20 protein-coding genes are annotated in these 21689 nt (G+C 49.7%); 14 read left to right on the top strand and 6 right to left on the bottom strand.

The window, feature by feature from the left end:
* Positions 1 to 5: 5 nt before the first annotated feature.
* The 9 genes from ACNSPV_RS08795 (at position 6) to ACNSPV_RS08755 (ending at position 4113) form a co-directional block, all read left to right on the top strand.
* Positions 6 to 521, top strand: coding sequence for a YodL domain-containing protein (locus ACNSPV_RS08795; RefSeq protein WP_348583687.1), 516 nt, complete (start codon positions 6 to 8; stop codon positions 519 to 521).
* Entirely contained in the window at positions 511 to 714 is a 204-nt protein-coding gene (locus ACNSPV_RS08790; protein WP_348583688.1) for a transposon-transfer assisting family protein, read from the top strand. The genes ACNSPV_RS08795 and ACNSPV_RS08790 overlap by 11 nt, the downstream gene beginning before the upstream one ends.
* Before the next feature lie 173 nt (positions 715 to 887).
* Positions 888 to 1235, top strand: a complete 348-nt coding sequence (locus tag ACNSPV_RS08785) for a DUF6054 family protein (RefSeq protein WP_097782404.1) — start codon at positions 888 to 890, stop codon at positions 1233 to 1235.
* Between the two features lies 1 nt (position 1236).
* Entirely contained in the window at positions 1237 to 1596 is a 360-nt protein-coding gene (locus ACNSPV_RS08780; protein ID WP_158397127.1) for a DUF2500 domain-containing protein, read from the top strand.
* Positions 1597 to 1630: 34 nt separating this feature from the next.
* On the top strand, positions 1631 to 2353 hold the full coding sequence (locus ACNSPV_RS08775; protein WP_005921747.1) for an AAA family ATPase: 723 nt from the start codon (positions 1631 to 1633) through the stop codon (positions 2351 to 2353).
* Positions 2354 to 2374: 21 nt separating this feature from the next.
* On the top strand, positions 2375 to 3310 hold the full coding sequence (locus ACNSPV_RS08770; protein WP_348583689.1) for a hypothetical protein: 936 nt from the start codon (positions 2375 to 2377) through the stop codon (positions 3308 to 3310).
* Between the two features lie 17 nt (positions 3311 to 3327).
* Positions 3328 to 3624 (top strand): hypothetical protein, encoded by a 297-nt coding sequence (locus ACNSPV_RS08765; protein ID WP_117533922.1) that lies wholly within the window; start codon positions 3328 to 3330, stop codon positions 3622 to 3624.
* 41 nt (positions 3625 to 3665) lie between these two features.
* Positions 3666 to 3932 (top strand): PF20097 family protein, encoded by a 267-nt coding sequence (locus ACNSPV_RS08760; RefSeq protein ID WP_227619146.1) that lies wholly within the window; start codon positions 3666 to 3668, stop codon positions 3930 to 3932.
* Positions 3933 to 3951: 19 nt separating this feature from the next.
* On the top strand, positions 3952 to 4113 hold the full coding sequence (locus ACNSPV_RS08755; protein WP_015565631.1) for a hypothetical protein: 162 nt from the start codon (positions 3952 to 3954) through the stop codon (positions 4111 to 4113).
* Between the two features lie 68 nt (positions 4114 to 4181).
* On the opposite strand, the gene ACNSPV_RS08750 is transcribed toward ACNSPV_RS08755, so the two are convergent.
* The gene (locus ACNSPV_RS08750) at positions 4182 to 4967 is read right to left on the bottom strand and encodes a hypothetical protein (RefSeq protein ID WP_227619147.1); all 786 of its coding nucleotides are present in this window, start codon (positions 4965 to 4967) and stop codon (positions 4182 to 4184) included.
* Position 4968: 1 nt separating this feature from the next.
* Between ACNSPV_RS08750 and ACNSPV_RS08745 the strand changes: the two genes are divergently transcribed.
* The 5 genes from ACNSPV_RS08745 (at position 4969) to ACNSPV_RS08725 (ending at position 13609) form a co-directional block, all read left to right on the top strand.
* Complete coding sequence (locus ACNSPV_RS08745) at positions 4969 to 5325, top strand: TnpV protein (RefSeq protein WP_227619148.1); 357 nt, start codon at positions 4969 to 4971, stop codon at positions 5323 to 5325.
* Positions 5326 to 5486: 161 nt separating this feature from the next.
* Positions 5487 to 11456 carry a DEAD/DEAH box helicase family protein gene (locus ACNSPV_RS08740; RefSeq protein ID WP_418268272.1) on the top strand — a complete coding sequence of 1990 codons (5970 nt, stop codon included), beginning with the start codon at positions 5487 to 5489 and terminating at the stop codon, positions 11454 to 11456.
* Positions 11453 to 11785, top strand: coding sequence for a plasmid mobilization protein (locus tag ACNSPV_RS08735; protein ID WP_156073441.1), 333 nt, complete (start codon positions 11453 to 11455; stop codon positions 11783 to 11785). The genes ACNSPV_RS08740 and ACNSPV_RS08735 overlap by 4 nt, the downstream gene beginning before the upstream one ends.
* Positions 11786 to 11893: 108 nt before the next feature.
* On the top strand, positions 11894 to 12172 hold the full coding sequence (locus tag ACNSPV_RS08730) for a hypothetical protein (RefSeq protein WP_015565635.1): 279 nt from the start codon (positions 11894 to 11896) through the stop codon (positions 12170 to 12172).
* 54 nt (positions 12173 to 12226) lie between these two features.
* Positions 12227 to 13609 carry a relaxase/mobilization nuclease domain-containing protein gene (locus tag ACNSPV_RS08725; protein ID WP_120081531.1) on the top strand — a complete coding sequence of 461 codons (1383 nt, stop codon included), beginning with the start codon at positions 12227 to 12229 and terminating at the stop codon, positions 13607 to 13609.
* Positions 13610 to 13675: 66 nt separating this feature from the next.
* Here the strand turns inward: ACNSPV_RS08725 and ACNSPV_RS08720 are convergent, their stop codons facing one another.
* The 5 genes from ACNSPV_RS08720 to ACNSPV_RS08700 form a co-directional block, all read right to left on the bottom strand.
* On the bottom strand, positions 13676 to 15568 hold the full coding sequence (locus ACNSPV_RS08720; protein WP_197039540.1) for a DarT1-associated NADAR antitoxin family protein: 1893 nt from the start codon (positions 15566 to 15568) through the stop codon (positions 13676 to 13678).
* A gap of 312 nt (positions 15569 to 15880) precedes the next feature.
* On the bottom strand, positions 15881 to 18793 hold the full coding sequence (locus ACNSPV_RS08715) for a S8 family serine peptidase (protein WP_348583690.1): 2913 nt from the start codon (positions 18791 to 18793) through the stop codon (positions 15881 to 15883).
* 103 nt (positions 18794 to 18896) lie between these two features.
* Positions 18897 to 19220 carry a hypothetical protein gene (locus ACNSPV_RS08710; RefSeq protein ID WP_015565637.1) on the bottom strand — a complete coding sequence of 108 codons (324 nt, stop codon included), beginning with the start codon at positions 19218 to 19220 and terminating at the stop codon, positions 18897 to 18899.
* A gap of 76 nt (positions 19221 to 19296) precedes the next feature.
* On the bottom strand, positions 19297 to 20178 hold the full coding sequence (locus ACNSPV_RS08705; protein WP_348583691.1) for a PP2C family protein-serine/threonine phosphatase: 882 nt from the start codon (positions 20176 to 20178) through the stop codon (positions 19297 to 19299).
* Entirely contained in the window at positions 20178 to 21659 is a 1482-nt protein-coding gene (locus tag ACNSPV_RS08700) for a protein kinase domain-containing protein (RefSeq protein WP_156073447.1), read from the bottom strand. Before ACNSPV_RS08700 ends, ACNSPV_RS08705 begins: the two co-directional genes overlap by 1 nt.
* Positions 21660 to 21689: the final 30 nt, after the last annotated feature.

Below are 21689 nucleotides of genomic sequence, written 5' to 3'. Positions count from 1 at the left end.
GGACGATGCAGCAAAAATGGAACCAGAATTTTGACGGTGAGCCCATGACGGACATCCCGCAGAAGTTTCTGAACGCAGGGTGCGATGTTTATATGGTGATGCAGCTGCGGCATGACGAAAAAATCCTCGATGAAAGATTTGCTTCCATGCGGGAACTGCATCGTCGGGGCAAAACGCCAGACCCGGAGCATTACGAGGTCACCTACTATGCTGATTTGCCCGCCATGTGGCAGGATGTGCCGGACAACGAGGTTCTGGAAGAACTGTTTCAGATGTTCAACATCTCCCGTCCGCAGGATTTTGAGGGGCACAGCCTGTCGGTCAGCGATGTGATCGCACTCAGACGCAATGGCGAGGTGTCTGTGCATTATGTGGACAGCATCGGCTTCAAAGATTTACAGGGGTTTCTGGACAAGCAGCCGGAACGTCCTTCGGTGCTGCTGAATCTCAAAGAGAAGTGCGATGCCCCGGAGTGCAATCCCACCGCCTGCCGGAAAGCGAGGGCTGAACATGAACTTTAACCACGAGGAATTGACCCTGATGATGCTCTACAACACCGGCACCCGGCTGGGGCTTATCCACGAACTGCGGCTGATGCAGTGCTACCTGATGCCCGATGAAACTGCCCTGCGGGAGTTGTCGGAGGGCGTTATCGAAAAGCTGAAACTCATGACCGATGCTGAGTTTGTCGAGTTGGAATTTCCACTGGACTGATCTTTGCCGCCTGCGGGCGGCGTACATAAAGTATTTTGTTCTTCCAAAAGATATGCTATAATCAAATCAGACAAAATTCCTCTCTTCAAGCGATTTCTCCGCAATTTTTCTGTGGCTCTGCTCGTATCAAAAATAAGGGACCGATTTTTAATTGTCAGAACGGAGGAACCATTATGGCAATCTTTGAAAAGACCATCCGAAACAAAAACTTTGACAAGCTGCTTCGGAAGCTGGAAAATGAAATCCCGGACAGCAGTTGGTCGGCAGATTTAGAGGCAGGCAGTGATTTCAAAGAGGGCGATGCCCGGTGCAGTGTCCGTGTATTTGAACGGTACAGCATGATGGGCGGCAACCGCCTGAGTCTGACACTGACCATGTTCCAGAATGCGGACAGTCCGATTCGGCTGTCTGCCATCACCGCAGGAGGCAGTCAAGCGGTGTTTTTCAAGGTGAACACCCTCGGAGAAGAATCTTTTCTGGACGATGTAAAGGACCTGCTGGAAGAAATTTTGGAGGAATAAGATGTTTTACGCTGGAATTGATATGCTGTTCAGCATTCTGTTTCCCATCCTGTTCCTTGTGGTTCTGGGTATGATACTATACACCATCATCGGAAATATCAGCACATGGAATAAAAACAACCATTCGCCGCGGCTGACTGTTCCGGCAACGGTTGTGGCAAAACGAACGGAAGTTTCTCGCCACCATACAGACAATACGATGGCTCATACGTTCACGACCTATTATGTGACCTTTCAGGTAGAGAGCGGCGACCGCATGGAGCTTACCGTAAGTGGTTCGGACTACGGAATGCTTGTGGAGGGCGACATTGGAAAGCTGAGTTTTCAGGGCACCCGCTATCTTGGGTATGAGCGGAACTAAGCGTTCTCCTACATTGTATAGTAAGGAGTACTGTATGAACGATCTGTTTATCCAAGGGCTGACCATCGACTGGAACAGAGTTCGCCCATACAATTATGTTCGTCAGATTCCTGCCATCAGTGGAATCGACACTTTTACATTCCATAAGCCCATTACGTTCTTTGTGGGCGAAAATGGAAGCGGAAAATCTACACTTCTGGAAGCAATCGCTGTTGCTTACGGCTTCAACGCGGAGGGTGGAACGAAAAACTATTCATTTTCCACATACAACTCCCATTCGGAACTATGTGAGGCTATGACGATTTCCAAGGGGTATCGCAGACCAAAGTTCGGGTATTTTCTCCGGGCAGAGAGTTTCTATAATGTAGCCACCAAGGAAATCGACTATTCCGATGACGATCATCCCTCCAAAGGCTATCACCAAAAATCACACGGTGAAAGTTTTCTCGCCATTGCGCAGGACTACATGGGTGCAGATGGAGTCTATATTTTTGACGAGCCGGAAGCTGCTCTATCCCCGCAGAGGCAACTCACGTTGCTGATCAACATTTATCGGTGTGCCCAAGAAGGGGCGCAATTCATTATTGTATCACATTCACCCATTCTCCTCGGAATGCCTGATGCTGAAATTTTTAGCTTCGACAATGGCACGATTCATCCTTGTCAGTATGAAGATACGGACAGCTACGTTATCACCAAAACATTTGTAAATAATCGGCAGCATTTTTTGAACCAGCTTCTGAATGAAGAAACGTAATGCCGGGAAAGGACATTCCATATGAATGATTCTACGTTGAAAGAACTTTGGCAGCAGGTCGCTGAAAAGAAAAGCTGCGAAGCAAAACAGAAAGAGCTGACCGCCCAGAGAGATACGCTTGCTGATCGTCTGAAAAAGCTGGAAAAATCCAAGCTGGCGGAACAGGCTGACGTGGACCGTCTGGAGGGGCACAGCCTTGCCGCATTTTTCTATCAGGTGATCGGAAAGATGGATGAGAAGCTGGACAAGGAACGGCAGGAAGCCTATGCAGCCCGTGTCAAGTACGATGTGGCTCTCCATGACCTTTCTTCCGTTGATGCCGACTTGGAGCAGATTCAAAATAGATTGGCACGGCTGTCCGATTGCGAAAGGCAGTATCAAGCTGCTCTTTCCGAAAAAATCAAAAGCATCAAAGCATCTGCCCATCCTGCCGCACAGCTGGTTGCGGAAAGTGAAAGCCGTATTGCCGCACTGAAAGTCCAAAAACGGGAGCTGCTGGAGGCCATCAACGCCGGAAAGACCGCCCTGCATACGGTCAATGAAGTTCTGGAAACCCTCGACAATGCCGAGGGCTGGAGTACATGGGACGTAATGGGCGGCGGTTTGATGGCTGATCTTGCCAAGTATGAGGAACTGGACGATGCGCAGGAACAAATCGAACAGCTTCAAGTGGAACTGCGACGGTTCAAAACTGAACTTGCCGATGTTGAGATCACCGCCGACCTTCAGGTTACGGTGGACAGCTTTCTAAAATTTGCAGATTTCTTCTTTGACGGCCTCTTTGCAGACTGGGCAGTTCTGGATCACATCAATCAGGCACAGAGCAGAGTGGAGAATACCAAAGGTCAAATCAAGCGAGTCCTTGCACTTCTGAAAAAGATGCGCGAAGATGTTGATACCCAAATCGCTGATGAAAAAGAGAAGCAGGAGCAGCTTGCGGTGGAAACCGAACTGTAGGTTTGGAGTGTCTGTGTATGAAACGAAAATTCCCAAAGATTTTGGATGTCGCTATTCATTCCATAAATCTTATTCTTATCAATTATGCGCTATCGAATATGATGGCTTTTTTTCGGAGCAGCCTCCTTTACATTTTGTTTTTCACCTCTGAAATGTGGGTCTTTGTCCAATACCGAAAAAATATTGAAGAATTGAGCGACAGTAAAGCTCTTGCAAATCTTCTGCTGATAATCTGTGTTGCTATCGAAATCGGGCTTTTGTATTTCTTTGGGATTGTTTCTGGCGAACTGATTCCATTTAAGATCAAGTGGTGAAATCAAATCTTTGAGTGTACTATTGATTAGGAGACGCTGATATGAAATGTCCTATTTGTGGAGAAGAAATGCTTGCGGGAGGATTGATTTCCGCTGGTATCTCAGTTGGGTGGGTTCCAAAAGACGAGTTTGATAAAAAAGGACTTAGAAGAATTTCCTATCAGGAATGGCACAGTATTGGCAATTCCAGCATTTTATTAGGACAGACAAAGATACCAAACGCTTTTCTATGCAAAAAATGCAATAAAATCATTGGCGTGTTTGATGTTCGCAAAACATTTTCTCATTATGAAGCTGTAACTTTATAGATTAAGGAGATGAATTCTCATGAGTTATGGATGGGCAACTGTTTTCACTTTAGCGGCATGGTTTGCAGGGCTTGTGATTGATGTAAATGTGCGGGTCGGCGACCTCGGTTTACGAACCGTGCTTCCCGTCATCGTGATGGGGTGCTGCGTTATGAAGTACATAAAGGACAATAGCAAATAATCTTATCTCAATACACTTTCCAGCGGGCAACCCCAAAATGGTTGCCCGCTCTTTTTATACCCTAAAAACTAAAGAAGGAGGCTAAAATGCCAAGCAAAACCGAAGAATATCTCGCCCTTGCCCAGCGCACAGCCAACGGCTTGACCCGGTACTGGGAAAGCTGGACGGACTACCTGACCACCGCATCCCGGCTGTACAAGTACCCCTTTGCCGACCAGCTCATGATCTACGCCCAGCGCCCGGATGCCACCGCCTGCGCCGACTTTGACATCTGGAACAACCGGATGAACCGCTATGTGCGCCGGGGCGCCAAGGGCATCGCCCTGCTGGATGAATCCAGCGGATTCCCCCGGCTGCACTACGTCTTTGATGTGTCGGATACCGGGGTGCGCCGCAATTCCCGTGACCCGGAGGTGTGGCAGTACAACGACGACCTGAAGCAGCCGGTTTCGGAAATGTTGAGCAAGACCTACGGCATCAGCGGGGAGCGTATCAGCCAGCAGCTTGCCGATGTTGTTGGGAAACTGGTGGCAGATTACTGGGACAACAACGGCGGCGACATTCGTGCCATCGTTGACGGCTCGCTTTTGATGGATTATGATGAAGCCGGGGTGGAGATGCAGTTCAAGTCTGCCGCCACCATCAGCGTCACCTACACGCTGCTGGAACGCTGCGGGTTTGAGCCTGCCGGGTGGTTCGACAAGGACGATTTTCAGGCGATCTACAATTTTTCCACCCCGGATGCTGTCTTTGCCCTTGGTGGAGCCGTCAGCGACATGAGCCGTGAGGTGCTGCGGAACATCGAGCGCACCGTGAAAACCACCATTCGCCGCCGCAATGCAGAAAGGAGTCAATATGAATACGAACAGCAGGAACGTGACCTACTCGACCGTCGGGGACTACCAGCTCCCGAACCTGATCCTGAACCAGCCCCGGAAGCCGCTGGGCAAGTACGGCAGGCTGCGCCGGACCTACCTGAAACAGCATCGCCCGGTGCTGTACCACACGATGCTGATGAACGGGAGCCTGTATCCGCACCTGATGGAGGTGGAGCAGACGGCAGAGAGCCGGATGCAGCAGACCATGGAGCAGCTTCTGAAGCAGGACCCAGCCCCGGACAAAGCGCAGAATCAACTGATGTGGGTGCAGCACATGAACAGCCTGAAAGCACAGGCAGAGGAACTGGTGCTGACGGAGCTGATCTACAGCTAAGTTTTCTGGATGCGAACATCCCCACCGAAGCCCAGCAAATTGAAAAAATCGACCAAGCGGAGAGCGAAAAAACGCCCTCCGCTTTTGTTTTGTCGCAGGCTGAAATCGAGAACGAACTGCGTAAGCATGGTTCTGGGTTTGCAGGTGGCAAGCAACGCATTATGGCACTGTACCAGACCCAGCCTGACCGAAAACTCCGTGCCAAGGCGTTGGCAAAGGAGTACGGCATCGGTGGGCACTCCCACGATTTTCTGGACGGAAGCCGGGGTTTTGTGAACCACGACTGGAAGGGTCTGGAATTTGACCATTACCCTGACCACCAGAAAATCACCCTGAAATGGGCGCAGGTGGAAAAGTATATCGACCTGATGATCCAGTCCGACCGCTACCTGACCGACAAGGAGAAGGAACAGCGTACTGCCAGACAGGAAGCTGAGTGTCAGCTTCCGATGCTGGATGGCACTGTTGCCGCAGAGTACACTGCTCTGAAAAAACAGTATCCCAACACCCTCGTGGGCTTTGAACTGAACGGTAACTATCTGTTCTATGACAAAGATGCCGTTGCTGTGGAGCGGATTCTGCGCACCAATCTTCTGTCACAGGAAAATGTGCTTGGCAAAGTCAAAGTAACTGGTTTTCCGAGTGAGCAGTGGGCAGCAGAATCTAAAAAGCTGTGGGCAGCGGGCAACAACGTCTATCTGGCTGGCTTGAACGAAAATGGCTCCCACCACCAGACAAAATATCTCCGGGAAGCGGATTATCTGCCAATCGGCAGCATCATCAAGCTGGATGGCCGGGATTTTCGGGTGGAACACGTTAATTTTACGTTCAAATCCGTCAGCTTGCAGGACATGGAGCTGACGAAAAACAGACTGCCCATTTTCCGCAATGAGCATCTTCCGCACATCAGGGAACTGTACGAAGAACAGCAGGCCGCAGCCATTGATCTGGTTCCCGAAAAAGAGGTCAGCTATAAGATCGGGGACGAAGTTGTAGTAGACCTTCCCACCAGAACGATTGAAGGAACAGTAGGCTATATCGGTGATACCGATGTGCGCATCGACACCAGCGCACACGGGCAGTCGTGGGATAACGAAGTTATCAACAAACGACAATTCGAGGACGGTCTGCGGCAGGTTGAAGCGCAACTTTCCGATGAGGAACTGGACGAGCTGCCTATCTCTGCCGTGATGGACGGAAAAGTGCAGACCTTCCCGGATGCCACTGCCTTGGATGAAGCCCTGAATGCCGAACCTGCGCCGGAGCCTGCCGGAAACTTCCGCATCACGGACGACCATCTGGGCGAGGGCGGCGCAAAGCAGAAATATGCCCGGAATATCGAAGCCATCCGCACTTTGTTCAAGCTGGAACAGGAGCACCGGGGTGCCACCGCCGAGGAGCAGCAGGTGCTTTCCCAGTATGTAGGCTGGGGCGGTCTGTCAGATGCCTTTGACCCCAGCAAGGACAACTGGGCAAAGGAATATGCGGAACTGAAAAATCTGCTTTCCGAGGACGAGTACACTGCCGCCCGTTCCAGCACTCTGAATGCCCACTATACCTCCCCGGTGGTGATTCGCTCAATTTATGAGGCAGTCGAAAAGATGGGCTTTAAGTCCGGCAACATCTTGGAGCCGTCCATGGGCGTCGGCAACTTTTTCGGGATGCTGCCGGACACCATGGCAGATAGCCGACTGTACGGTGTGGAACTGGACAGCATCACCGGGCGTATTGCGAAAAAACTGTACCCACAGGCAGACATTACTGTTGCCGGATTTGAAACCACCGACCGCCAGGATTTCTATGATTTGGCAATCGGCAATGTGCCTTTCGGTCAGTATAAGGTCAACGACAAGGCGTATAACAAATTGGGTTTCAACATCCACAATTATTTCTTTGCAAAAGCCATCGACCAAGTGCGTCCGGGCGGTGTTATAGCTTTTGTCACCAGCCGCTACACCATGGACAGCAAGGACAGCACCGCCCGCAAGCACATGGCAGAGTGTGCCGACTTGCTGGGCGCGATCCGTCTGCCGAATAATGCGTTCAAGGCGAATGCTGGCACCGAAGTGGTTTCGGATATTATCTTCCTGCAAAAGCGTGATCGCCCCATCGACCATGAGCCGGACTGGGTGCAGCTTGGCAAGACCGAGGATGGCTTTGCTATCAACCAGTATTTTGTGGACCACCCGGAGATGGTGCTGGGCGAGCTGACCACCGAAAGCACCCCATACGGACACGATCTGACCGTTGCGCCCATTGAGGGCGCAGTGCTGGCCGACCAGCTTGCCGAAGCGGTACAGCATATTGAGGGCCAGTATGTTGAAGTCGAGGTGGAAACACCAGATGTTGCGGATGCAGAAGTCGAGCGCAAGACGCTCCCCGCTGACCCGGATGTAAAGAATTTCTCCTATGCCGTGGTGGACGGTGAGGTGTACTACCGAGAAAATTCGATTATGACGCAGGTGGAGTTGTCCGATAATGCCAAAGCCCGTGTCACCGGCATGGTGGAACTGCGGCAGATCGTCAACCAGCTGATTCAGGAGCAGCTGGACGATTACCCGGATGAGGACATTAAGGCAACCCAAGCAAAGCTGAACACAGCTTATGACGCTTTTACCGCAAAATACGGTCTGCTCAACGACCGCAAAAATGGGCGTTTGTTTGAGGATGATTCTTCCTACTATCTGCTCTGCTCTTTGGAAAATCTCGATGAGAATAAACAGCTCAAAAGCAAGGCGGATATGTTCACCAAGCGAACGATTCGCCCAGAGCACACGATCACCAGCGTGGACACCCCCAGCGAAGCACTGGCAGTATCCATTGGAGAACATGGCCGTGTTGATCTGCCCTATATGGCGGAACTTCTCGGCTCTCCCGGCGATTATGAGCGTATTACCACAGAGCTGCAAGGCGTGATTTTCAAAGACCCTTCTGCGGATGCAGATGAGCCGGAAGCAGGCTGGCAGACTGCGGACGAGTATCTTTCCGGCAATGTGCGGAATAAACTGCGCATGGCTCAGCTTGCCGCTGAAAGCCACCCGGAGTTCAAGATCAATGTGGAGGCTTTGACCAAAGCGCAGCCGAAGGACCTTGAAGCATCAGAAATCGACATCCGACTGGGTGCCACATGGCTGAATCCCGCCATTGTGCAGCAGTTTATGATGGAGACTTTTCAGCCGCCCTACCGCATCCGCTATAACAACCTGATCCAAGTCCGCTACTCTCCATTTACGTCCGAATGGCGCATCGGCAACAAATCTGCCGCCGGAATGTATGATATCATGTCCACCGAAACCTACGGCACCCACCGGGCCAACGCCTACAAGATTTTGGAGGACACCTTGAATTTGCGGGACTGCCGCATTTATGATACCATTGAGGAGGATGGTAAAGAGCGGCGTGTCCTGAACCAGAAGGAGACGATGCTTGCCCAGCAGAAGCAGCAGGCCATCAAGGATACCTTTGCAGGCTGGGTTTGGCAAGACCCGCAGCGGCGGAATCTGCTGGTGAAGCAGTATAACGAGTTGTTCAATAGTACCCGGCCCCGCGAGTATGACGGAAGCCATATCCATTTTGTCGGTATGAATCCGGAGATCAATCTGCGGGAACATCAGCGCAATGCAGTTGCTCATGTGCTTTATGGTGGGAACACCCTGCTCGCCCACGAGGTGGGTGCCGGCAAAAGTTTTGAGATGGCAGCTTCGGCAATGGAATCTAAGCGTTTGGGCCTGTGTCAGAAAAGCCTGTTCGTGGTACCCAACCATCTGACCGAGCAGTGGGCCAGCGAGTTCCTGCGGCTATACCCCAATGCAAAGCTGCTCGTTACCAGCAAGAAAGACTTTGAACCCGCCAATCGAAAGCGTTTTTGCGCCCGCATCGCAACCGGCGACTACGATGCCGTCATTATCGGCCACTCGCAGTTTGAGAAAATCCCTCTTTCTGCGGAACGGCAGGCACGGATCATCGAAGATCAGATCGAGGAAATCGAAAAAGCCATTGCAGAGGCCAAGGAACAGTCCGGTGAGCATTTTACCGTGAAACAGATGGAAAAGACACGGAAAACATTGGAGGTGAAACTGAAAAAGCTACAGTCCACCGATCGCAAGGATGATGTGGTCACATTTGAACAATTAGGCGTAGATAGGTTATTTGTGGACGAGAGCCAGAACTACAAGAACCTATATCTTTACACCAAGATGCGCAATGTTGCTGGCCTTTCTACCTCCGAAGCACAGAAGTCCAGCGATATGTTCGGCAAGTGTCGTTATCTGGATGAAGTGACTGGCGGGCGCGGCGTGATTTTCGCAACGGGAACGCCCATCAGCAACTCCATGACGGAAATGTACACCCTGATGCGCTATTTGCAGTACAGCACTCTCCAGCAGAAACAACTGACCCACTTTGATGCATGGGCTTCTACGTTTGGCGAGACCACCACGGCCATTGAGCTTGCGCCGGAAGGAACCGGCTACCGTGCGCGCACACGTTTTGCCAAGTTCTTTAACCTGCCGGAGCTGATGAATATGTTCAAGGAGGCAGCGGACATCAAGACTTCCGACCAGTTGCATCTGCCTGTTCCGGAAGCCAAGTTTGAAACTGTCGTGGTCAAACCCTCGGAAATCCAGCAGGACATGGTGAAATCCCTGAGCGAACGTGCTGCTGAGGTGCATAGCGGTGCGGTTGACCCCTCGGTGGACAATATGCTGAAGATCACCTCGGACGGACGTAAAATCGGCCTTGACCAGCGGCTGATGAATCCGCTCACCCCGGATGACCCGGACAGCAAGCTGAATGCCTGCGTCGACAATGTTCTGCGTATCTGGAACGAAACCAAAGAGGATAATCTGACGCAGCTGATTTTCTGCGATATGTCCACGCCCAAGGGAGACGGCTCGTTCAATGTCTACGATGATATTCGCACAAAGCTGCTTGCCGCCGGGGTGCCGGAATCGGAGGTCGAGTTCATCCACAACGCTGATACTGAAGGTAAGAAAGCGGATTTGTTCTTCAAAGTCCGCAGCGGCAAGGTGCGTGTCCTGCTGGGCAGCACTGCAAAGATGGGCGCAGGCACCAATGTCCAGACCCTGCTGGTGGCCGTGCATCATCTGGATGTAGGCTGGCGACCGTCCGATATGACCCAACGCAACGGCCGAATCATCCGTCAGGGCAACAAAAACAAACAAGTTTACGTCTATAATTACGTCACAGAGGGGACATTCGACGCCTACCTCTGGCAAACGCTGGAAAACAAGCAGAAGTTTATTTCGCAGATCATGACGAGCAAATCTCCGATGCGCTCCTGTGATGATGTGGATGAGCAGGCTCTTTCGTATGCCGAGGTCAAGGCCCTATGCGCAGGCGACCCGCGCATCCGGGAAAAGATGGATCTGGATGTGCAGGTAGCAAAGCTCAAGGTGCTGCGCTCGGATTACCAGAACCAGAAATATCGTCTGGAAGATAAGCTGCTCAAGCATTACCCGGAGGAAATTCAGAAAGCGAAGAACCGTATTGCGGCTCTGAAAAACGATGCCCAAATCGCAGACGCACACCCGCAGGATAAGGAGAACTTCTGCGGCATGACGATCAAGGGCATGGTGTTCGATGAGAAAAAAGCAGCTGGTGAGCGGCTGATGCTCGCCTGCAAGGAGATGCCGAATGCGGATATGATGCTGCTGGGCACCTATCGCGGCTTTGAGCTTAACATTCGCTTTGACAGTTTCAAGAATGAGCATCAAATCGTTCTCCGCGGCGAGCTGAGTTATCCGGTACCGCTGGGCGATGACCCTCGCGGCAACATCGTCCGTCTGGACAATGCCATCGGCAATTTTGCCGACCGCATTGCCGATGCTGAGGCCGCACTGGATTCTCTGGAACAGCAGAAGCAGGCCGCAGAGGTTGAAATCGCCAAGCCGTTTGCGCAGGAGGAAGAACTGCAAACCAAGTCTGCCCGCCTTGCAGAATTGGATGCGCTGTTGAACATGGAGCATCAGTCCAGCCGGACAGAACCCGAAGCGGAAGAAAAGCCGGATGCCCGCCCCTCTGTGCTGGCTGCGTTGGAAGAAAAGGCTGATAAAGTGGAGCCTGTCCGACCATTCAAATCTTACTTGGATAAGGATGGTGATGCCCGGTGACGGAGCACCGTGACCAGCAGATCCATTTTCGTGTCAGCAAAGTCGAACTGGAACGCATTCGTCAGAAGATGGAAAGTTGCGGTATTTTGAGCATTGGCTCTTATCTGCGAAAAATGGCTCTGGATGGTTACTGCCTGAATCTTGATTTACCACAGCTGCGTCGGATGGCGTACCTTCTTCAGAATTGCAGCAACAACCTGAATCAGGTGGCGAAACGGGCCAATGAAAGCGGGCAGCTCTATGCCGCCGATTTAGAGGACTTGCGTAGTCGGTTGGATGAGCTGATAGCTATTGGCAAGCAACTTCTCGACAAACTCACCGAACTCTAAAAAATTTCCCGCAGTAGGAGGCTGCGGGCTTACATAACGGTTGACATCCTTGCAAGGCAGGGACCGATACCTTTATAATAGGGGCGAAAGGAAAGGTTGGTGTTTGATATGAGGATTCTGTTCAAGATGGTGCTTGCCCCGATCTCTCTGTTTGTAGCTTTTCTGGCTCTGATGGCAAAGTGGCTGCTTACCTTGTCCAGCTATATTGTTGCGCCATTGATGCTGTATATTTTCGGCTGCGGCATCTACACCGTCTACCGCCAGACTTGGGATCAGTTTTTGATTCTGCTGGTTGCTGAATTTTTGTGCTTTGTCCTTTTTGTCGGCGCAACTGCAATGGTGGAGGGCGTTGAACGATTCAGCGGTTGGTTCCGGGACGTGATTTGATTTTGAATCTTTTGCCGCCTTCGGGCGGCTTTTTCATTTGGGGGGTGATCTGCTCTGGCTGCTACTCGTCTGATTGCACTGCATCAGCACAAAGGGAAATCTATCGCCGCCTGCCTAAAAGACCGCACTGACTATGCACAGAACCCCGACAAGACTGAAAAGGGCGAGCTTGTCAGTAGTTATCAATGCAGCCCGCTTACCGTGGATGAGGAGTTCATGCTCACAAAGAAGCTATACGAGCAGGCCACCGGGCGCAGCCAAAAAAGCAATGTCATCGCCTATCAGATACGGCAATCCTTCCGGCCCGGTGAAATCACGGCAGAGGAAGCCAACCGCATCGGCTACGAACTGGCCTCCCGATTTCTGAAAGGCAAACACGCCTTTATTGTTGCCACTCATACTGACCGGGAACACATCCACAACCATATCATCTACAATTCCACTGCACTGGACGGCACCCGGAAATTTCGGGATTTTTTCTTTTCCGGTCTGGCAGTGCAGCGATTGAGCGATCTGATCTGTCTGGAACATCAGCTTTCCGTAATCGAAAAGAAGCCTTACCGGGAGCGGCAGAAGCGCATCACTTACCCGCCAAGGGAAAGCAACCGCGACCGGCTGTGCGGTATCATCGATGAAATTTTGCAGCAGGAACCCACCGACTACGAAGAATTTTTGCAAAAGCTGGAACAGCAGGGCTATGAAATCAAACGCGGCAAATACACTTCCGTCAAGGGCGCACGGCAGAAGCGCTTTATCCGTTTCAAGACACTGGGTGCTGGGTACAGTGAGGAAGAAATCAAGGCGGTGTTGGCTGGTAGGGCAAAGCATCATCCCCATCAGAAACAGCCACCAAAGGAACAGACATTTCAGTTGCTGGTGGACATTCAAGCGAAACTTGCCGAGGGCAAGGGCGGTGGATACGAGCGTTGGGCGAAGAAGCACAACCTGAAAGAGATGTCCAAAACGCTGATTTTTCTGCAACAGCAGAAAATCAGCAGCGCAGACGAGCTAAAGGAACGTGCGGATGCTGCACTTTCTCGCTATCACGAACTGGGCGATTCCATCAAAACCTCTGAGAAGCGGCTGGCAGAAATCGCAGTGCTGAAAGCACACATCATCAACTATGCCAAGACTCGACCTGTGTATGATGCCTACCGTAAAGCTGGGTACAGCAAAAAGTTTTTGGAAGAGCACTGCACAGAAATCACGCTGCACAAGGCGGCGAAAGCGGCGTTTGATGAATCCAATTTGAAAACGCTCCCCAAGATTAAGGAGTTGGATGCGGAATATTCCAAACTGCTGACAGAAAAGAAAGCACGCTACCCGGACTACCGCAAGGCGCGCGATGAGATGCAGGAGCTTCTTCGAGCGCAGAAAAATATCGAGCTTTTCTTTGATGAGGAAAAGGATCCAAAGCAAACCGAACATTCCAGATAAACAATACGACCCTGAGAACTTTGCCGCTTATCCGGCAAGGTTCTCGGGGCCTTTTTTGCTTATTACTCAGTCTATACTCAGAGCAGCATTTCCGGCGCTTTCAATTTGTTTGGCAATCATGTTTTCCAGTTCCTGCGTGATCGTTGCACAATTTGCAACTCGGTAATTCCAGAAATAAGAAACACCTTCGCACTCTTCCACGGACAAATCACTGTTGACCAAAAGCAGTCGGTCGGAGGTTACTTTCAGCTTTTCGCATAGAGAAGCGTATTTTCCATAATCAATACTTCGGCTGGACGATTTGGCTTCCACCCAGAAGAATTTTCCGTTGATGGAAAACGCAACATCCAGTTCATGCGTGCTCCCTGCGGATGCCGCTTCTGAAAGAATCACATTGGAGCAAAGCGAAACTTCTGCACCCTGCTCCTCCTGATAGCGATTCAAAATCTGCTGAACCTGATGCTCCACAAAAAGTTCCAGCCACTTCCCGCTCAGGAAATGCCGGACAGTCTCATTTTGCGCAAGCTCATAGACGATATTCTGCGGATAGATCACAATGGATGCAAAAAGTCCCATTTTATCCCACGTCTGAGCGATTTCCGAAAGTGTGGCAAACGAATTCTTGGAAGTACCCTTTGGGATACGGAACGAAAAAGAGCCGTCACTCTGCATATGTGTCCGAATAAACTGCAAGAAATCCACCACTACCGGGTCGCAAAGAGCTTCGCCTGTTTTCCATGCCATCCGCTGAACGGCAATCGGCGGAAGTTTTTTCGGTACGACCTGCTGAACGATTTTATACCCACAGCGTTCCAGATGTTCCAATGCGGTCAAAGGCTTCGGAGGGATTTTTTCTTTAACTTCGGACTTTTCTGCACCGGATGTATTCTCAGTCAGATAGTTAAACTTCCATCCGTATTCCCAAGCAGGCGAACGGGTCAACATACCGACTGCATGAAATCCGCTGTCATGCTCCTCCATCGGAAATGTAATTTTGTTCTTCTGGATATTGATTTGGAGCGTTTTGTTTTTCAGTGCTTTCTGATAAGTGTCAAGAAGGAATTCCTTTCCCTTATACGCCAGCTCACTGGAATTATTTGCAGAAAGACCAGCATTTTTTGCCAAAGAGAGAAGCAGGCAGGTCACTTTGGGCAGCTCAAGGATATGCTCCATCTGCGCAATGTCCGGAATCACTTCCGCATTTGCATTATCGGACTGCGGCGATTCGTCTACCGGAATCTCTTTTGCTGGTGCAGAAACTTCGGGTGTCGTTTCTGAAGCAACCTCAGATTTTCCGGATTTAGGCAGAGGTTTTGGCTCCGTGTAAACTTCCGCAATGAATGATTCATAGGAATCGATGCACGGAAGTTTTCCTGCCGCTGCAAGTCCTACATAGATTGCAACTGCTCGCGAGGAATCGCCATAATACTTTTTTGAATCCGCTGCGGCAGCAATATCAGAAAAGGCATTATATCTGCTCAGCTGCGCAGCCTTTTCCGGGGACTGCTTCAACGCACGGCAATAGAGCCACTCAAAGAACGAATCCGGGTACGGCTCTGTCGGATACTCACTTTCTTCCAGAGAGTAGCGCAGCAGCTCTCCACTGGTTCGCAGCCGAGTGTCCTTATGGACTTTGGGTGGCTCACAGGTCAGAAGGTCAGCGAATGGCCCACCATGTTCAAACACTTTGGTGGCTTCAAAAACCGTGCTGATGGGTACATCCTGCGCAACAGAATCCAGATGCAGCAAAAGCCGCAGAGAAGAAACACCTTCACCCTCCGGCTGAACGGATGCAGAGCTGACTTCCAGAATCGAAACATCCGGGTCTGTTGTATGGACGGCATCATGGACGGCACGGATATTCTGCCGCTTGCTGCCTTTTATCCATGTGAATGTCACCGGCTGTTCTCTGCAATAGGGATAGCCGGATATGGGAAAACAAATGGTTCGTGTTGCCATGAACACCTCCAACTTTTTAGGACAAACAAGTTTATGTAAATCAAGTATAGCACAATCCCGGATGTGCTGCATAGCACTATTTTCTGCTTCCGGAAATCCATCTGTGCAAAAAGTGCCGACACCACAGGCATCGGCACTCAGATTAAAAAACATTTTGCAAAAATGCGCAGCCTGCATCCGTCGGATGCAGAACGCAAGGGGTTTGGGCACAGCCCAACAAGCATTTTGAATTTGATTTTTAGAAATCAGATTCAAAAATTGCAAGTTGGTACCAGCTTGCACTGCTTGCAGAAGCTTTGAAGAAAAAGAGTATCAGACGGGAGTATAGATATAAATGTTGCGTCCCATCTCTCCCGTTTCAACATCGAAGCTTCCCGATGCCACTAGTTTTCCGTTATGAGTTATCTCAACATAAATATCCCAAAGGCCAGCAGACTCCCAATATGCTTTCGGCGATTGACGAATCTCTACATTAAGGTCATCCGGAACACCCAAATCTTTTGCAATGATTCGCAGCTGCTGATCTGTAAAGCTATCTCCTTGGGATATTTTATCTGTAGGGTCGTCCCATTCGCAGATGTAGGCACATCCGGCATCAATTATTCCATCTGCATCATTCCATGTCCCATCCTGAAAATTTTCATAGAACATTGCATAGTGCTCAATACCATCCTGATTGTTCGGCTCACCAGAATGCCAATTTGTATAAGCGGTGCTGGTTCCATTGACCCATTTCCAGTTTCCTTCAGAGCTTTTATCGCTGTAACCAAAGTAGGCATTCTCGTACCCTTTTGCTTTCATTGCACTGTAGAGAAGAAAATTTTCCGTTGACGATTCAATGACCGCCAGATGACCGCCTTTCCACTCGCAGCGTCTCTCTGCTTGCTGCCATGTGATTGGGCCGGACTCCCACTCCGATTCGGGCAATGTATAGAACTCATAGAGGTGTCCTGTGTAACCTTCGGCCTGTGTTTCCTCGGCCACATCGGATGCTTCCCATTCGCAAATGTATCCGCTTTGCTCATAAACATTACTATTCGCAAGGTCGTTCCATTTTTCCGGCCACATGGCAACACAGCTTTCTCCCGCAACGACATTACTGGAATTATTAGGTTCACCGTCGCCCCAGTTCTCATATTCCCATGGTTCGCCTGTCACCCAACACCATTGCCCCTCCGTGTTTTTATAGCCGCCGATCCAGAGTTTGTGGTTTCCAGCATTATAGAGATTCAACTTCTGTTGTTCTTCTTCTGAAGTAATTGTTGCAAGGTGTCCGCCTTTGGCTTCACAGGCCGCTTTTGCTTCTTCCCATGTAAGCGCATCATAGAAAATTCTGTACTGGTGCTCGCCACTTGGTTCAAATGGCAAATCATCCCCAGTTTGACCTTTGGCTTTCTCATTACTCAGTTTGATTGCCTTTTCCACCGCCAAACGCGCGTTTAACAACGGATATTGTTCCTTAACACTTCCATAACTTCCTGTTGCAGTGCTTATTATAATATCCTTCACTTCTTTGGCGGTAAAGGTAGGATCAATGCCAAAAATCATTGCAGCAACACCAGCAACGTGAGGGCACGCCATGGAAGTACCAACAAGGCCATCATAGCCATTTCCATAAGGAACTGTGCTATAGATGGACGCATCAGGTATTCCGTCAATAGTCTTCTCTCCTCCTGGCGCAAGCACATCCAATCTGCTTCCCCGGTTGCTGTAAGCTGTTACTTCATAACCGGTATGCTTACATTTTCCCCAAGATGAATGCTTTCCTGTATTCTGTGCCGCACCAACAACAATAATCATATCCTCGATTTCCGGATCTGTAATACCGCTAATCATATCCCACTGTGCGTTTACACTGTGAGTTTTACAATTTTCTTTAGAAATCCTTCCAGCATATCGTTTGAACTTTTCATCCCAATATTTTTTCGTTTCATCGTCCGTACTATCGAACTCACCATTCATATATTTCAAATAGTCACTATACAAAATATATGGAAGATTGAAATCATCATCTGCATCTTTTGAAAAAAACAGATCATGGTTGTTATCATTATTTGCGCATTTGCAAATGATAAATTCCATCTTTGAAAGTTCTCGGACATATTTCAAAAATGATGCAAATTCTTCATTAAATTTATTTATAACATTAATAGCATCATCATTATTGTTGCTTGCGTTGCACCTTACTTCTACTCCAAATGCACTTTGTGATATATTGATTACCTGACATTGTTTTTCAACAACAAGATATAACATTGCAATTTTCATGCAATACAGATTACTTCCATCTCCAAAGGTTGGTTTTTTCTTATCAATGGTACGATATAATGGTGAGTCAGACCAATCCACTCCGTATAGTTTTGCATTTGGAGCCACACCGCAAATACCTTTTCCATTATCAAAATCCGCACCAATAATTCCGGAAACATGCGTTGCATGCCCTTTGCCTGACCACTTTCCTTTCCATATACTCAAGCCTTGATTCATCATAGCGGAAGCATTTCCAAGCGGCATTTCTTGAAAGACATCTTTTAGATCCTCATGGTATGGGTAAAAAATGCCGTCTATCACGCCAACATTGACCGGCTGCATTTGATTACGGTATACCCATGCACCCGGCGCATCAATGGCCTTCATGTTCCAGTTGTTTCCAGAATTTCCGCTCCAATCGTCCCATTTTTTATCATTTGGATAATACGCCGAAGAACCCGAAATTGCGTCATTTTCCAGCTCAAATGCATAATTCAGAGAAGAACGTCTCACATAGGGGAGTGCTTTGAGCTGTTCAATCATCTGCTCCAGTTCTTCCTGCGTATGCGCAGCAGGGAGAAGAATCTGGTAATCCGCAGTGACAGGGATTTCACCAACGACCTCACCGCCAATCGTCCGCAGATAGTCTTTCAGTGCAGAAAGACTGTCGGAGCTGTCCAATGTGACCAGAAGCTCGTTGTTAACATATCCAAAACCGCCCTGCATTACAACATTTTCTGCTGCCGGTTCGTGATAAATCAGATCACCCATGTCCGTTTCAGGGATGTCTTTTTCTACATTCACCGCAGAGACTTCTTGAACAGTTTCAATGGGCTTAGACGACAAATTGCTGAAAATCAAAAAAGCCAAAATCGTTCCCAGAAACAGTACAAGAATGCCAAGCAGAGCAAAGAGCCATGTCAGGTTGTTCTTACGGCGCTTTCTGTGCATATGATTCGCAGTAGATTTCTTCATAATGATATTCCTTTGCTTGAGTTATCGAAATTTGTGATGCAATAAAAAAACTGGAAGAATGCCATAAGTTAAAGCTCTGCGATGCTTCGCAGAAGCTCAGAATTTACAGATAGAATGCAGCGAACAGATCGCCGATTCCATAGAAGAAGTCACCGAGACTGGTAAAGCCCCAGTTGCTGCCACCAGACATTGTGTGGGTATAACCATCGGAGTAAGTATATACACCGTTTTTCTTGGAAACGACAGCACCATGGGACTGCTCAAGCGTTTTGGATTCGCTTTCCCATTTATCGTAGTAGGTGCTACGGAACATACGTCCGAAAGCATAGCAGACCTGAGAAATGATACCGCCGCCCTCAACACAAGACATTTCACTTTCGTTCAGTGCCATATAATTAGCGGGCATCTGAAGTTTGCTGTTTGCCATAAAGCAACACTCCTTTTATTTTGTGCCTTCTTCCAGTTTTTTTATTGCACCCCTTTCTTTCTATAATTTTCCGATCTCAGCCTTTATATCTTGCCAATAGAACCGACGTATTATCGTGCCCTCCGGGAACAGCAAGTGCCGTTTTGACCATCTGTTCCGCCGCCTGTTTCAGATTTCCCGTCACGGCCAAAATTCTGCACATAGTGCTGTCCGGCAGATAGCGGTACAGCCCGTCCGTGCATTGAATGAGCACATCTCCCTTCCGAAGCTGGAACGGCATCCGGTTTCCGCTGATCAATGTCAGCTCCGAAATCCCAAGATAGCTTGTCAGAGCAGCACGCTGCGGATGATGCAGTGCCTCATCCTGTGTTATGCTGCCCTCCAGTGCCATTTGGTCAAGCTGGGCACCAAAATTGTGATCGATGTTCAACTGCTCTAGCGTACCATCTCTATACAGGTAAATATGGCTGTCTCCTATACTGCACCAGAACAGCTTCCCGTTACGGAGAAACACTGTCGTCAGAGTCGTCCCCGCTTCGATTTTCTGGTTGGCCGGGTCCCGGAGATTCTTGACTTCCTCGTTCAGTCGTAGTGCTGCGCGTCCCATCTCCGTAGGAATATCTTCCGCCTGAGCGTGTTCCAGCAGGTATCTCGTTACCCCATGCGCCGCCAAAGCGCTGGCACGTTCGCCCCCGGTAAGCCCGCCCATACCGTCACACACAGCGCAGACTGTGCAGAAATCCCCAAAATCAAAGCATATCGAATCCTGCTGGCTTTTCCGGGTTCCAATCGACGTATAGCTGGCGATCTCCGCCTGACTCGTCTCATAGGCATCGGCACACATCGTTTTTTCTCCTTCGTCTTTTACGGGTATCAGAAGAGTCTGTGTGATATCATCCATCACTTCGGGAATGGTATTGGCTTCCTCGCCTGCCTTTTTTCGCTTGAACAGGGACATCACGTTTCAATCACCACCTTGAATGTGTACTCGGGCGACACGACACAAAAAATATCGCCATCTTTCAGTGTATACGATTTTTCTTTTTCCATTGGCTTTCCGTCCGCCAGATAGGTGCCATATTTGGACAGGTCCCTGACGATAAATTCCCGCTTGGGCTCGTTGTAAAACACCTCGCAGTGATTCCGGCTGATCTGGTTATCCGCTGGCATCATCACGTCGCTCGTCGCCAAACGCCCGACCTTCACCGTGCGATTCGGCTCGATTATCCACCGCCGTCTGGAAATGTGACCACCCGATTTCCGCATCGTCAGCTCCAGATATGCCAGCCTGCGTTTTTTCGGATGGAAGAATGCGGCCAGGCGCTTCGGCTCTGGCATATTCTGCTCCTCAACCTGACACATCTTCTCCGAGTCGTCGGAAGTCTCGACATGAATTTCCGCCTGCTTCGATGCCTTTGATTTCGGCATCAGTGCCCCCAAATCGATGTCGTAGTCCTCCGGCCGGACGACCTGTTCCAGTGCATCCAGAAAATCAAGCATCCTGCGATAACGGTCGTGGTAGTCGAACGCCAACGCCTTGTCAATCACGTCCGACAGCTGTCGGGAGACAGCGGGACACAGCTCGTGCAACGGGGGATAGGAGGCTCCTTTCGCACGGCTCAGTGCGTCCAGCATCTTGCGCCCTGACACGATAAAGTAGAAAGTTGCGGCCAGTGCGTAAATGTCCGTCCACGGTCCCTGACACGGTTTCTGCGTATACTGCTCGTAAGGGGCGTAGTTCGGCTTCAGGTAAATTTTTCTTTCTTTATTATCGCTCCCCTGACGGAACGAGCGTGCCGCGCCGAAATCGATGAGCTTTATTTCACCGTCCTGTGTGATAAGGATATTTTCCGGGCTGATATCCCCGTGGATCATGCCGAAACGATGGACTTCTGCCAGTGAACTTCCGAGCAGGAACAGCATCTGGAGTGCCATCTTGAGCGTCTGCTTCGGATTATGATTTTTTCGGAACACCCGCAGATTGCAACCCTCAATCAGCTCCATTGCAAAATATGCCGTCCCGTTTTCTTCAAAAAAATCCAGAATGTCAACGACAGAGATATTTTCTCGAAGCTCCTGAAGGGCGCATGCTTCTTCAATGAACTGCTGCTTTCCCTCTTCATACTCAGGCCGGTTTTCTTCATCTGCCAGGATGAGGGCACCATCTGGTGTCCTCCCCTGAAGCAGACCGGACGGGAAGTACTCTTTGATGCAGCAGCGTAGGCCGCTCTGCATATTCTCAGCAAGATACGTAATTCCGAAACCGCCCTGTCCCAAACTCTTGCCCAACAGGTATTTTTCTTTCAGAATGGTGAACGGTGCCAGATAGTCTTTCACTGCAGAAGATTCTTCTGCATGATACCCGCAGTTCCGACACTCCCCATGCTCCATCGCTTCCTGAAAGCAAACGGGACAAAGTTTTTCTTCCAGACCCGCCATCTTTTATCTCACCCCGTCCTAATACTTTCC

This window comes from Faecalibacterium sp. 3 (assembly GCF_048323735.1).
Lineage (GTDB): Bacteria > Bacillota > Clostridia > Oscillospirales > Ruminococcaceae > Faecalibacterium > Faecalibacterium wellingii.
This window is presented reverse-complemented; position numbering and strand designations above follow the sequence as displayed.